Origin of the sequence: uncultured Capnocytophaga sp. (genome assembly GCF_963525585.1) — a bacterium.
Taxonomy (GTDB): domain Bacteria; phylum Bacteroidota; class Bacteroidia; order Flavobacteriales; family Flavobacteriaceae; genus Capnocytophaga.
Genome location: NZ_CAURLX010000050.1, coordinates 1 through 13,288, shown reverse-complemented (window position 1 = coordinate 13,288; position 13,288 = coordinate 1). Strand labels below are relative to the sequence as shown.

Sequence of the window (13,288 nt, the reverse complement as noted above, 5' to 3'; positions counted from 1 at the left end):
ATTATATTTCTTCAGCGTCTTCTAAGTTTTCTATTAGGATAGGTTCTTCGTCTTTAAAATGAAAAGAAACGCCATAAGGTTCGCAAAAGCTGAAACCTCCTCCGGCAAAATGCAATATCCATTCTTTGTTGTCATAAAACAGGAACTGCGGACTTTCAAAAGGGACTTCCTGCAAGGGAACGCTGAGCAATTGTTTTTCTTCTTCTGAAAGATGAAAGCCATTAGAGCTTATTAGCAGTTGTTCTTGAAAATAAGAAAGTGCTTTGGCAACCAACTTATCTGCACTGGTAAGGATCTGTTCAATAAAAGCAATAGTATCAGGTGTGATGGTTTCACTATTGCTAAATACAGAAAAAGGCAGCTGTAAAGTTTCTTTATAGAAATCACTTTTCCACTGATATGAAGCTTCCCAAAAATACTCGCCTCCCACTTTTTGTGAGAAAGTGAGGGCGCCAAACTTGGTGTTATAATTTGATGTGTTCATTTTCTGTAATTGGTTTACAAGGTTTTAAGTTTGTTTTTTTCAAATTCAGCGATAGTGTTATCGATGATTTCTTTGAGCTGATAAGAGGCAATGCCTAAAGGTTTGTTTACATCGGTGAGTGACCATTCTACTAGTAATTCGTCTTTATCTTTACAGATAAGTAACCCAATGGTAGGATTGTCGCCTTCTCCGCGCAAGAGTTTATCAACGGCAGTTACATAGAAATTTAATTTTCCGATGTATTCAGGGATGAAAAGCGTGACTTTAAGTTCTACGACAACATAGCATTTCATTGGGATATGGTAAAAAATGAGGTCGGGGAAAAAGCTCTGTCCTTCAGACATACGCAATTCCATTTGTCTCCCTACAAAGGCGAAACCTTGTCCTAATTCCAATAAAAAGCGGGTAATATTTTGCATCAAAGCCTCTTCGAGTTCTCGTTCGGTATAGTCTTTACCAAGGGAAAGAAAGTCGAAATTATAAGGGTCTTTGAGGAGTTCGGTAGCTAAATTAGCTTGAGGGATAGGCAATTGAGTATCAAAATTACTAATAGCTTTTCCTTGTCGCTCAAAGAGGTTACTCTCAATAGTATGCACTAATTGTACCCTGCTCCAATTATGACTGATCGTCTGCTTGATATAGAATAGAGCCTCAGAAATAGATTTGCATTTATATATGATTTCGATGTGATGTCTCCAGGGGATTAAACCAAAATCTTTAGGCATCTCTAAAAGGTCACCAACTTGGTGACTTTTTGTAAGCTCTTGATAATAAAACAAATACCACCTTCTTATATATTTGATATTAGTAGTTGAAAAACCAGTAGCTTCAGGGAAGGCTTCTCTTAGATCCAAACTTAGTTGGTTGATAAAGCCACTACCCCAAGCCTTTTCGGTTTGCATTTTTACTATATCACTACCCAAGCTCCAATAGAATTCTAAAAGGGCAGTATTCACCTTTATGGCTGTTTTGATTTGCGATTGCTGAAATCGTTGTTTGATTTCTATCAGCCATTGGTGGTATTCTTTATGGGGGAGGTTTTGTGCTCCAAAAGTAAAAGTTGGGGTTTCTTTCATTGTAGTTTTGTTTTTATAAAATCACACTCTTCCATTTTTCAGGGTCTCTGTTTTCAGGTAAATACTGTTCTTTGATAGTGTCTAATAGCCAGCGATCCTCTATGAGTTTGTATTTGTACTCGCGCTTGTAATTCATTCTTGCATACTCTCTATCGGTAAATATAGAGGCTTTTTTACCAGTGATTTGTACTTCGGTAATGCTTTCTTTAGAAGGATCATAGTTAGGAGGAAAGCAGTGACTGGTGTACTGAGCACCTCCGTTTTTGCGTTCGCGTTCAGTGATGTATTCCTTATAAATAGGGATGCGCAGTTCAGTTTGCTTGTTGCAAAAGTCTTCCCAAGATAGGGTTTTCTTTTTCTCCACTTCTTCTTCTTCAACTCTGTTGGCTTCTGTTTCCCAGTCGTACATCGCTTGCAAGAAAGCAGTGAAACGCTGGCGTAGGGTTTGTTCTGTTTCTGTCATTTTGAATTATAATTTTAAATTGTCATTTTCGTCAAACTCCCAAAAAGGATTATAAGCAACTTCAAAGAGGTAGCCGTCCAAGTCCTTGAAATAACCACTATATCCACCCCAAAATACTTTTTGAGCTGGCTTGACAATAGTAGCTCCTAATTCACTAACTTTGGATAAAACAGCATCTACTTCTGTTTCTGATTTAGCATTATAACTAATCGTTATTCCTGCAAATGTACTTGACTGATAAGGTAGCGTAGTGTCTTCGGAGAGTTCTTGTAAAGGATATAGACCTAATACAATTCCTCCCAAAGGGAAAAGAGCATACTCCTCCATACTTTTGTCCGACTTCTGCCAGCCTAAGTTCTCATAAAAGGCAAGAGCTTTCTTAAAGTCGCGGACACCTAAAGTGATAAGTGTAAATTTCTGTCTCATTTGGTCAATGCTTTCTTTACTATTTTGATAAGTTCATTATGAGTTGTTTTTCTTTTTGAAAAGGCTAAATAACTGGGCAAATGCAATACCAATTATCATAACAATAAAGCTAATCAGAAATATAGGGAAAAAGAGTATTTTCATTATTCCCTCTACAAAAATATTACTTTTTTTGGTAAAGGCTCCTTTGTACAATTGGGCTTTATAGGGATAATGCTTATAAGGCTTGGTAGTTATTAGGTTGGTTATGGGGTCTTTGGCAGGGATGTATTGATGAGTCACTCCGAGACAGTACATTGCCCATTCTACTATTTCACGATGTTCGGGCTTATCTGTAAAAGGACTTTTTAGAAACACCAATAGCTTATCCAACTGAGAGGGTGGAGTTAGTGAAATAGCCATTTTGCAGATAAGGATTTTCTCTTCGGAGGAAGAGAACTGATTAGCTTCAATCTGCTTCCAACATTCTTTTAGAAGATTGGGTTCGGCTTGGTTTTCTTCTTTAATAGGATAATCACATTCAGTTTTGGGAATATTGTACCAATCATCAAAGTTATATTGTTCAATGACTTTTAAAAAGCTTTGAATGCTGCTAAAAGCAGGGGTGAAATCCAAAGCATCGTGTATGACTAAGGCTACTTTCCCTTTTAGCAATCCCATGGTATATACTCCTACAAAGTCACTTTCGTTATTGGTGAAAATTGGTAAAAGTTCGGCACCTAAGGAATAAGCTGATAAGCATTCTTGAGTGGTGGCAAACTCATCCTCTTGCATCAGCATTACATTTCCTTTAGGAGTGAATTCTTTTAAAAAATTACTATCTAATTGGTCTTTTTTACAGATGTTTTCCCAATTCATATATTAGTTTTTAACTAAAAATAAAGGCTATTTAGTCAATGCTTTTTCTACTATCTCTATAAGCTCCTCAGGGGTCATTAGGGTATTGAGATAGTCTTCCAAAGTTCCCATATTATCTATTTCATTGAAAAACACCTCGTGGTCAGTCCCAAAGAGGGTAGGGTTTTCTACATTGGGGTCGCTCAGGGCTATGTATATATGGTCAGGATAGCCAGAGGTATAGAACAATTGTATAAGATCAGGTGTCTTGTCGCCTGTAACTTTTGTAATTTCTGTAAGGTCTGTAAATTCCTCATCGGAGAAATCGTCATACCATTCTTCATAGTCATCGGTACCTTCTTTGAAGGGGGTAAAGAGGCTGGCTGTCCAAAAGTGTTGCCCATAAGGTTCTTCCGTAAGTCGATAGAACTCAGCAATCATCTGGTCATAGAAAGCCTTTTTATCCGTTTGGTAGAGCTCCCTATGGGTATCTACCCACGCGCCTATACCATAGATAGGCTCGGTATCTTCTGCCTTTGCCCAAGGAGTGTCCTGAGGCTTTGGATAGAGTACTGTATCAAAAGTAATAGCCAATAGGTCATCGGCAAGGGAAGTGCCTTTTACTTGGCTGGTATTGCCCCCTAGGGCTTTTATACGGGTTAGGATTTTTTGGTTTAGCATATTTGTTAGTGATTTAAAAAGGTTTTTCTTTATTTTTGTGAGGCAAAGATACGACTAATTCAATAATAAATCTCTAAAAACAAGTATTTTTTGTAGAGAATTATTCTGTAATAATTCGTTTTTGTAGTATATAATATGGAATAAGGTATTTTTGTTTGATAGACAGTGAAATCTATTAAATAGAATTGTTAATAAAGAAGTTTTATATACTGATAATCAATATGTTGATTAATAAAATGAAGTTTTTAAATAAAGATAATGTAGATTTCTTTTAGAATGCAAAAGTACAACTTTAAAACATAAAAAACAAGTACTTTACTCATAAAAATAATTTAAATTTTTTATCAGGAGATAATTTCTTAGTTTTCTCTTGATTTTTAATTTCTAATAATAAGTTTTTCAAATAGTTATTGCTATGATGGTCTTAGGAATTTTCTTTAAAAGATTTTCATAGATAATATAGATATTTTAGGAGAAAAATTGTACCTTTGCCTAATATAATCATAAAATCATTATGGAAACATTGCGAGAAATTATTCATTCCATACAGCAAAATAAAGTCCGTTCCTTTATGTCCGGCTTTGGGATTATGTGGGGTATTTTTATCTTAGTACTGCTCTTAGGGGTAGGGAAGGGGGTAGAGTATGGGGTGCAAGACCTACTAAAGAGGTTTGCTGCCAAATCAATATTTATTTGGAGTGGAGAAACCTCCATGAAATATAAGAATATGCAAGAGGGGCGACAAATTTTCTTCAATAAATACCTCTTAGAAGATATCAAGCGAAAGTTCCCCGAGATAGAAGGACTTTCTCCACGAACAACTATTTCTAAAAATGCTACTTTTGGAAAGAAAAATTACTATACCTCTGTAACAGGAATTACCCAGGATTATTGGTCTTTCTCCAGTTATAAGATGATAGAGGGAAGCCGCCCTTTTAACCTTATGGATGACAAAAAAGCACGCAATGTAGCCATTATAGGAAAGAAAGTGGCCACTAAGCTATTCCTTGATGACAATCCTTTGGACAAACTTATCAATGTGGGGGGAGTGTATTACCGCGTAATAGGAGTGATGAAAAATGACGATATGATTAGTCAGCAAGCAGAGTCGGAAATCTTCGTACCCTATCCCAGTTTTACCCGTAATATCCAAGATACCCCCGATATTTCTTCCTTTGGCTTCTATTTGCGTGATGATGCACAGATCTCTGTTTTAGATTTTAAGAAAAAAATAATCAACTATTTGGGACGTACCCTCCGCTTTGATGAAAACGATCCTAATGCGATCTATGTACAGGCATTGGAGGAACAACTCTCCAGTATCAATAGTATCTTTACGGGTATCAGTGTTTTTATCTGGATTGTAGGAACTTGCTTTTTGATTAGTGGGATGGTGAGTGTGACCAATATTCTATTTGTAGTAGTTAAAGAGCGTACTAGCGAATTTGGTTTGCGAATGGCTATAGGAGCAACTCCCCGTCATATCATTACTCAGATGCTCTTGGAAGCACTAATCATTACTTTAGCTTCAGGATTAATAGGGATGTTCTTGGGCGTAGGGGTACTTAAGCTGATTAATATGGTTTTATCAGCCTCAGGAGGATTAGGATTACTCAAAACCACAGAAATAGATATGGGAATAGCCTCTTTGGCAGTCTTTATTATGGTACTTTCAGGTATTTTTGCAGGAACTTTCCCAGCTCGAAAAGCAGCTAAGATAGAGCCAGTAGCGGCTATGCGATATGAGAATAGAGGGTAGCCTTATTTACCCTCTATCCAACTTAAGATCATCTTATCAAATGCTTCTTGGTCTTTGGAGTTTAAAAAGCACGTTTCTATAGGGAGGTAGTATAGTTCAGGAAGAGCTCCCTTGAGGCGTACAAAATCTTTTTCAGTGGTAAGAATACGTCCTTTTTGTTCTAAAAGGGCTAATTCTTTAGAAGAAAAATGATGATGGTCACTATAAGCTAAATGTTTAAAAGAAGCTTCTTTTTTCTTCAAAAATTCTACTAATGGAGTGGGGTTAGCGATTCCTGTTACTAAGGTAAAATAGCTCTTCAGAAAAGCTTCTAGAGGGATACTTTCTTTCTCATTCTGAACACTATTACTATACTTAATGGATGTGAAAAAAACTCTTTGTAAGGGGGAGGGGTTCAGTTCCTTGATAATCTGTTGTTGCACCTCAGCCGAAAGGGTAGGACACTTGGTAACAATAATAGCTTGTGCCTCTTGAGAGCGACTTCTTACATCGCGTAGGCTTCCCACAGGGAGCAGGTAATCATTACTATATCGGTTAGGATAGGCTGTAAGCAAAAGGTTGAACCGTGCTCGTACTTTACGATGTTGGAAGGCATCATCTAGAAGAATAGCCTTAAAGTGAGGGGATTGTAGGAGAGTTTCTATTCCTAATTGCCGGCTTTCACTAACAGCAACAGTTGCTAATGGGAATTTCTGGTGGTACTGAAAAGGTTCATCTCCTAAGGTGCGTACAGAGGAAGATGCATCAGCAAGGACAAAACCTTTTGTCTTCCGCTTATAGCCACGACTTAGAATAGCCACCTTATTTTCTCCTATAAGGCGTACTAAGTATTCAATCATAGGCGTTTTCCCTGTTCCTCCTACAGCTAAGTTACCTACACAGAGAATAGGAAAAGGATATTGCTTGGACTTGAACCACTGATGATTATATAAACAATGACGCAAGCGAACGCCTAATCCATAGAGAAAAGCAAAAGGAAAAAGTAGGTATCTTAGATATTTCATAAAATTATTCAATAGAGGATTCAATAGGAAGTTCTTTCCTACGTTTGGGAGGGAAAATAAAACTCATAGGAGCTTTTTTAAAGTGCCTCCAAACGGCTTTGATAAGTGAAAATAACTCGGAATCAGGGATATTTCTAGAACGAAAAGCTAACCATATGGAAAGGCCAAAGCTGACGATAAAATTGATAAAACCAACGATAACCAAGCCAGAGAAAATCCATACCCACATACTCCAAATCAGTTGAAAATGTGCTCCATAAAGCCCCATTGCAATATTTCCACTGACAAAAGTAATATGCCTGATATCCAAATCAAGCCCAATGAAATGCCCAATAGAATAAGTACTTCCCATAAACACCCCAAACCAGAAGTTAGAGATAATTCCAGGGTACTTATGCTCTATCCAGTGTCCTAATTTTCGGGTTCTATGCTTACCTAATAGCTGTTTTAGGAAAGGATGTTCTTCTATACGATAGGCAATTTGGTAATGTTTGTTACTATTGGATACATTTCCTGCTATAATTCCTGAAATAAATAGGAAAACTCCAGCGATGGCAGCGTGTAATATCAGTTTTGAATGGATAGGACTGGCATCCTTAAGAAGTTTTTGCCAGCTATGAGCTACAATTTGCATTCCTAAGAGTTGCTCGGCTCCCCATACCAGTAGCAAAGCCACCGCAAAAGCCATAATCACATTCCCCACAAAAGCAATAAACTGAGAACGCCATAGGCGTGCAAAGAACTCAGCAAATTCGGTATGTTTTTCTTCTTCCCTACATTGCTTTTTCATCCCATCTTCTACCACCCGAGCTACTGTCGTAGCCGTCATGGAAGGTTGCTTGGTTGCCAAAGCAGACCCCGTAAGATAGATGAGAATAAAGCCTAAAGCATAGTTCATACTATAGAGGAAAGCGTGTCCAAAATCACTTGTATCTACTTCGTGTAACAAAGCTTTGAAAATGCACAGAAACCCCACAATAAATCCTGCTCCAAGGCTAGCACGGAACATCTTGAAGTATTCTCCTATGGTTTCCGTGATATATTTCTCACCTGTAGAGGCATTGAACTGAGTGATCTCATAAGCGACTGACTGGGTACTCTCCTTCATAAAAGAACTAATATTGTTCTTATAACAGTTATATTCGATCAGTTTTAGAGCCATACAGATGGTATTGTCTACCTTATCTCGATCAGAAGTAATTACAAGTAGGTCTATCAGGAGCTTTACTCTAGAGAGTTGCTGGCGGATACGTAACAATCCTTGGTTCACACGTAAGGTAATCCCATACTTAGAAGCATTCTTATAAGCTTGTTGTACGAAGCTCTCACACTGGTGATAAAGAACCATTAATTGCTTGTAGTTCAAATCTTCTTCCTTGAGGGGTTCTCCCTTAAGGATAGACTCTCTAATTGCATCGAATTCATGTTCAAAACTCAGGAAAGGACTCTCTAAGTAACTATACTCAGGGACCATATGGATAATATCCGATTCCAGAGAACGCCCACTCATGCGCTGTGTGATAAGCCCAATGGCTTCACAGACTTGGTTCAGTGAGGAGAGTTGTGCTCCCCGATCAGAAAAGATATCCAAGAAGCCTAATAACGAAAAAAGAGTGCGATATTCCTCCCTATCAATACGCTTTATCCATATATAGTCAGAAGGCTTATAAAAAACCTGATTCAGTACGTATTGTAGGGTATCTTTTTCAGGTTGAAAGGGGAGTATTTTTGATAATATACGTTTTCTTAGTTCGTACGAGAAGCTTGCATCTTGTAGGATTGCTACCTCAGAAATCATTCTTCCAAATCGTCTGCCAGAGAGCAGATTTTTCAAGTATTCGGAAAGCAAGTTACAATGGGAGGGATATTCTTGTAGGTAACCAATAAGCTCCAGAAGAGAGATGGTTTTATCTACTTTTTTAGGACGGAAGTAGCGAACCAAGTCATATAATAAATGAAGCCCTGTATCTGGCTTAAGGCTCTCTCCTTCCGTATGAGTCTCAAAGATTTCTTTTATGCTATATTGTTTTTTTGTTTTGAACATAATATTCTGGTATTTAAGGATTATTGAATAGTTTTTTTTAGTTTCTTAAAAAAGGCTTTTTCCCGTTGTGCAATCTGGAAAAGAGCATCGGAGAGTTTTTGGTAGGAATCGCTAGTAGCTTGGTCTCGGTTTTTATAAATACGAGAGATAGCAAGGGCAAAATCACGCCAGGAATCACCAATTTCAGTAATTTCTATAGAAAGTTCTTTTAAGGTATCATTCTTCAGAATAACAGAAGCTTCTTGCAAGAAAGCCCCATAAAGGAAGCGAAATCCACCTCCTCCAGTCCCGATTTCCTCCTGCATACGTACCATCTGAGCTAGATAATGATTGGTCATTTTGTTTCCTAATTTCTGATGCCATTGCAGGATATGCTTACTTACTTTTTCTATGGCTTTTACCCCTACAATAGGGACAGGGGAGAGCATCCAATTACAGGTATGTTTGATTCCTTTTCGGATAGCTCCTTCCAGAGAAAAAGACTCTGGTAGGTGACTAGGGTAGTACATATGCCCTTTGGGAGCAAGAACTCCTTTGGCAAAGCGAACCTTTTCAAGTTCTTCAGGGGTAAGTGTAGTTACGTGAGGAATTACAGGGTCACTGATGAGATACTTACCCTCTTGCTTGCCATATACCACCAAGTTATGAGCGTTAAAATGAAAACGATAAGGTTCAGGGAAGTAGGGGAGCTGATACACTCCTACCTGTAAGCCTACTGGTTTTCCCTGCTCAAGCATTTTATTGAGAGCTTTTTCGGCTTCATTAGGCTGGGAAAAATGCTGTCTTTTCACCCGAAATCCTAACCGCTTAGCTACGTTAGAAAAAATATGCCCAGGCATTGTTCGGTAACTGATGGCTGGTGCCTGATTGACTTTTATCCAAGGAAAATAAAAGAACAACAATCCTGCTCCAATGCCAAAGACCATTGGCTCACTGATGGGGTAACCATAGTAATTCAATAGGTTGGAGGCTACACCGTTCTCACAATGGGCGGACTGCTTGTGTTCAAATTCTAATTGCATATCTTGATAATAGGGGGCAAAAATACAAAATAATTCCTAATATATTACTTTTTTTCGTACCTTTGCCCCATCTTTTTATTTCGAGATGCTTACTTTACAACAATTTACATTCAATCCATTTCAGGAGAATACCTATGTACTCTATGCACCAGATAAAACTGCTTGGCTGATAGACCCTGGGTGTTTTACTCATACAGAAGAGTCTCATTTGAAGAATTTTATCCTAGAAAATCATCTTGTTCTAGAAAAAATAATCCTTACACATGCTCATATTGATCACGTTTTTGGATTACAGTGGGCTTGTGATACTTTTTCTTTGCCTGTACATATGCACAAAGTAGAAAAAGAGGTTCTGGAGCGTAATATTGATCATGCACGTATGTATGGTTTCCAGTTTCCTTCTTTTGAAGGAGAAATTATTGAAATAGATGAGACGACTTCTTTACAATTGACAGAGGTTCCTGTTGAGGTTAGGTATGTTCCAGGACATTCACCAGGGAGCTTAGCTTTCTATATACCCTCCCAGCATATGATTCTTTCTGGAGATGCTCTCTTTAGAAGGAGTATAGGGCGTACAGATCTTTATAAAGGGGATTATGACCAACTTATTCATAGTATATATACGCAACTACTGACACTTCCAGAAACGACCCTTGTATATAGCGGTCACGGAGAGCCTACAACAATAGGGGAAGAAAAGCAGTTCAATCCTTTCCTACAGCAATAGAATGAAATCCTCTTCGCGCCTTATATTTATTGATGTAATTCGAGCAGTTGCCATTTGTATGATGCTCGAAGGTCATTTTGTAGATGGACTCTTAGCTCCTGAATATCGAGACGAAAACTATCCCATATTTGTTACTTGGCTCTATATACGAGGGATGACGGCTCCTGTTTTCTTCACTGTTTCGGGTTTTATATTTACATATCTGCTTATCAAAGAACAGAATCCTGAGAAAATGGGCTGGAATCACGTACGTGTACAGAAAGGACTCCATAGAGGAATTTCTCTTGTGATAGTGGGGTATCTGCTTCGGGCTAATATTTTTAACCTTTTCTCACCCTATACCGATTTGAACGTAAGAAAAGTGGATGTACTTCATTGTATAGGACTCTCCTTGCTCTTTCTCATTGTCGCTTACTTAGTTACGTATAAGCGAAAGAAACATTGGCTACCTTATATACTCCTGTTCAGTACTTTGGTATTGTTTATTTTTGAGCCTATCTATAGGGAACTCTCATATGATTATCTACCCTTATGGATAGCTAATTATTTTACTAAAATAAATGGTTCCATATTTACAATTTTCCCTTGGTTCGGTTATACCTCCTTAGGAGGCTTTATGGGCTATTTGTTCTACCAAAATAGAAATAACCCAAACTTATATCCTAAAGCTATTATAAGCTGTCTTTCTTTGGGTTGCTTATTCTTATTGTCCCCTTATTGGTTGGGAAAGATAGCTGAGCTTACGAATTATCCCTCTCTTTGGCTGATAGCAAAGGAGGACTTTCTGATTAAGCGTGTAGGAAATGTATTATTGTTTTTTGCTATTTTTATGTTGCTTCGCAATATAATTACCTCTCCTTATATACAAAAAACAGGGCAAAAAACCCTTACAATATACATTTTACATTATATTATTCTTTATGGAAGCTTTACAGGGCTAGGTCTCTATCGTTTTTTTCATAATAAGCTCAATCCTATAGAAGTAACTATAGGAGCTTTCTTCTTTGTTTTGGTAACAATCCTAATTACATTTGTTTATATGAGATATGAGGAGAGAATAGACGATAAAATAGCTCTGATAGAAGAAAAAATGAAGCGAAAATGGAAAAATCTCTTCAATTAATCTCAATAAAAATACTATTCAAGGCAATATTTGCATAAAATAAACAGAATTATGGAAGAACAAGACCAAAAACTACTTACTTACTTGGAAGATTTTATCACAGAGGAAAGAAAACAGCTCTTTGAGAGGAAAATTTCCTTAAGAACAAATCATTTCACAGTAGCAGTTGAAGATGTTTTTCAAATGCATAACGCGAGTGCTATCGTACGTACTTGTGAAGTTTTTGGGGTACAAACGGTTCACTTAATAGAAGAAAAGTATGGAAAGCGATTAGATGCTGAAATAGCTATGGGAGCAGAGAAATGGGTAACTACTCATCGTTATCCAGATACGGCATCTTCTCTTGAGGCTCTTAAAGCGCAAGGATATAGAATAGTGGCTACAGTTCCCGATGAAAAAGCTACTTATTTGGAGGATTTTGATATAAATTACAAAAGTGTTTTTTTCTTTGGAACAGAAAGAAAAGGTCTTTCTCAAGAAGTACTCCTCAATGCAGATGAATTATTAACGATTCCTATGGTAGGATTCACACAAAGCCTTAATATATCCGTGAGTGTGGCTATTATTTTACAATATCTGACACAAAAATTGAGAAAATCAGACCTACAATGGCAACTCTCCGCACAAGAACAACTAGAAACACGCTTACAATGGACGAAAAATTCCATACGTAGCCTCTCTGATATATTAAGTAGGTATTATTCTATACAATAAATGGCAAAAAAATATTATGTAGTATGGGAAGGGTATGATATAGGGGTATATGCCTCTTGGGAAGAGTGTAAAAAAAATATATCAGGCTATCCTACCGCTAAGTACAAATCTTTTCCTAGTAAAGAACTAGCTGAAAAAGCCTTTAGGGAAGGGTATCAGCACTATTGGGGAAAGAAAGTAGATAAACCTATAATGTCTTCTGATTATGACCACAATAGTATAGCGGTAGATGCAGCTTGCAGTGGGAACCCTGGAACGATGTATTATAGAGGAGTGATTGCCGCTACCAAGGAAATTGTATTTGCACAAGGACCTTTTCCTTCAGCAACAAATAATATAGGAGAGTTCCTAGCAATCGTCCATGCATTGGCTCTATTATATAAAGCAAAGGATACAAGAGTTATTTATTCTGATAGCCAAATAGCCATTTCTTGGGTAAAGCAGAAGAAGTGTAAGACAAAATTAGCTCAAGAGGAAAATAATAAAAAAATATTTGAACTCATAGAACGAGCAGAAAATTGGTTACAAACCCATACGTATAACAACCCTATTCTTAAATGGGAAACTCATCTCTGGGGAGAAATACCTGCAGATTACGGAAATAAGAAGTAATAAATGAGTTTGTAATATCCTGAAAATCAACAAATTACAAAATAATTGAAAAAAAAATGTAAAAATATTTGGTAGAAAGAGGAAAAGGTATTACTTTTGCACCCGCTTTCGATAAGGGAGCGGTTCTTTGAAAAGCCAGATGATTGAAAAATTTTTTTTAAAAACATTTGGTAGAATGAAAAAAAGGTTGTACTTTTGCACCCGCTTTCGATAAGAGGGGCGTTCTTTGAAAACTAAATGACTTTAAAAAAAGAAGAAAATTTTTTTTTAAAAACATTTGGTAGAATGAAAAAAAGGTTGTACCTTTGCACCCGCA

At 37.2% G+C, this 13,288-nt stretch carries 14 protein-coding genes; 5 read left to right on the top strand and 9 right to left on the bottom strand.

Annotation, left to right across the window (positions count from 1 at the left end; translation table 11 throughout):
• Position 1: 1 nt before the first annotated feature.
• Genes RYK20_RS09740 through RYK20_RS09715 form a run of 6 tightly spaced genes read right to left on the bottom strand, consistent with a single transcriptional unit; the run spans position 2 to position 3,967 of the window.
• Positions 2–484, bottom strand: a complete 483-nt coding sequence (locus tag RYK20_RS09740) for a hypothetical protein (protein ID WP_314895273.1) — start codon at positions 482–484, stop codon at positions 2–4.
• Positions 485–498: 14 nt separating this feature from the next.
• Complete coding sequence (locus RYK20_RS09735) at positions 499–1,560, bottom strand: PDDEXK nuclease domain-containing protein (protein WP_314895272.1); 1,062 nt, start codon at positions 1,558–1,560, stop codon at positions 499–501.
• 13 nt (positions 1,561–1,573) lie between these two features.
• Positions 1,574–2,023: an NTF2 fold immunity protein gene (locus RYK20_RS09730; RefSeq protein WP_314895271.1), complete on the bottom strand. Its 450-nt coding sequence runs from the start codon at positions 2,021–2,023 to the stop codon at positions 1,574–1,576.
• Between the two features lie 6 nt (positions 2,024–2,029).
• Positions 2,030–2,449 (bottom strand): VOC family protein, encoded by a 420-nt coding sequence (locus RYK20_RS09725; RefSeq protein ID WP_314895270.1) that lies wholly within the window; start codon positions 2,447–2,449, stop codon positions 2,030–2,032.
• 36 nt (positions 2,450–2,485) lie between these two features.
• The gene (locus RYK20_RS09720; protein WP_314895269.1) at positions 2,486–3,307 is read right to left on the bottom strand and encodes a hypothetical protein; all 822 of its coding nucleotides are present in this window, start codon (positions 3,305–3,307) and stop codon (positions 2,486–2,488) included.
• A 27-nt stretch (positions 3,308–3,334) separates the two neighbouring features.
• Positions 3,335–3,967, bottom strand: coding sequence for a hypothetical protein (locus RYK20_RS09715; RefSeq protein WP_314895268.1), 633 nt, complete (start codon positions 3,965–3,967; stop codon positions 3,335–3,337).
• 514 nt (positions 3,968–4,481) lie between these two features.
• Between RYK20_RS09715 and RYK20_RS09710 the strand changes: the two genes are divergently transcribed.
• Complete coding sequence (locus tag RYK20_RS09710) at positions 4,482–5,726, top strand: ABC transporter permease (RefSeq protein ID WP_314895267.1); 1,245 nt, start codon at positions 4,482–4,484, stop codon at positions 5,724–5,726.
• A gap of 2 nt (positions 5,727–5,728) precedes the next feature.
• Here RYK20_RS09710 and lpxK read toward each other — a convergent pair whose 3' ends face one another.
• Genes lpxK through RYK20_RS09695 form a run of 3 tightly spaced genes read right to left on the bottom strand, consistent with a single transcriptional unit; the run spans position 5,729 to position 9,796 of the window.
• Positions 5,729–6,730, bottom strand: coding sequence for a tetraacyldisaccharide 4'-kinase (lpxK, locus tag RYK20_RS09705; protein WP_314895266.1), 1,002 nt, complete (start codon positions 6,728–6,730; stop codon positions 5,729–5,731).
• A 4-nt stretch (positions 6,731–6,734) separates the two neighbouring features.
• On the bottom strand, positions 6,735–8,774 hold the full coding sequence (locus tag RYK20_RS09700; protein ID WP_297981375.1) for a recombinase: 2,040 nt from the start codon (positions 8,772–8,774) through the stop codon (positions 6,735–6,737).
• Between the two features lie 20 nt (positions 8,775–8,794).
• The gene (locus RYK20_RS09695; protein ID WP_314895265.1) at positions 8,795–9,796 is read right to left on the bottom strand and encodes a BtrH N-terminal domain-containing protein; all 1,002 of its coding nucleotides are present in this window, start codon (positions 9,794–9,796) and stop codon (positions 8,795–8,797) included.
• 85 nt (positions 9,797–9,881) lie between these two features.
• Here RYK20_RS09695 and RYK20_RS09690 point away from each other — a divergent pair, with 85 nt between their 5' ends.
• Genes RYK20_RS09690 through RYK20_RS09675 form a run of 4 tightly spaced genes read left to right on the top strand, consistent with a single transcriptional unit; the run spans position 9,882 to position 12,972 of the window.
• Positions 9,882–10,523, top strand: a complete 642-nt coding sequence (locus RYK20_RS09690) for an MBL fold metallo-hydrolase (protein ID WP_314895264.1) — start codon at positions 9,882–9,884, stop codon at positions 10,521–10,523.
• A 1-nt stretch (position 10,524) separates the two neighbouring features.
• Positions 10,525–11,646 (top strand): heparan-alpha-glucosaminide N-acetyltransferase domain-containing protein, encoded by a 1,122-nt coding sequence (locus RYK20_RS09685; RefSeq protein WP_314895263.1) that lies wholly within the window; start codon positions 10,525–10,527, stop codon positions 11,644–11,646.
• Positions 11,647–11,697: 51 nt separating this feature from the next.
• The gene (locus tag RYK20_RS09680; RefSeq protein WP_297981365.1) at positions 11,698–12,360 is read left to right on the top strand and encodes an RNA methyltransferase; all 663 of its coding nucleotides are present in this window, start codon (positions 11,698–11,700) and stop codon (positions 12,358–12,360) included.
• Complete coding sequence (locus RYK20_RS09675) at positions 12,361–12,972, top strand: ribonuclease H family protein (RefSeq protein ID WP_314895262.1); 612 nt, start codon at positions 12,361–12,363, stop codon at positions 12,970–12,972. It begins immediately after the preceding gene.
• Positions 12,973–13,288: the final 316 nt, after the last annotated feature.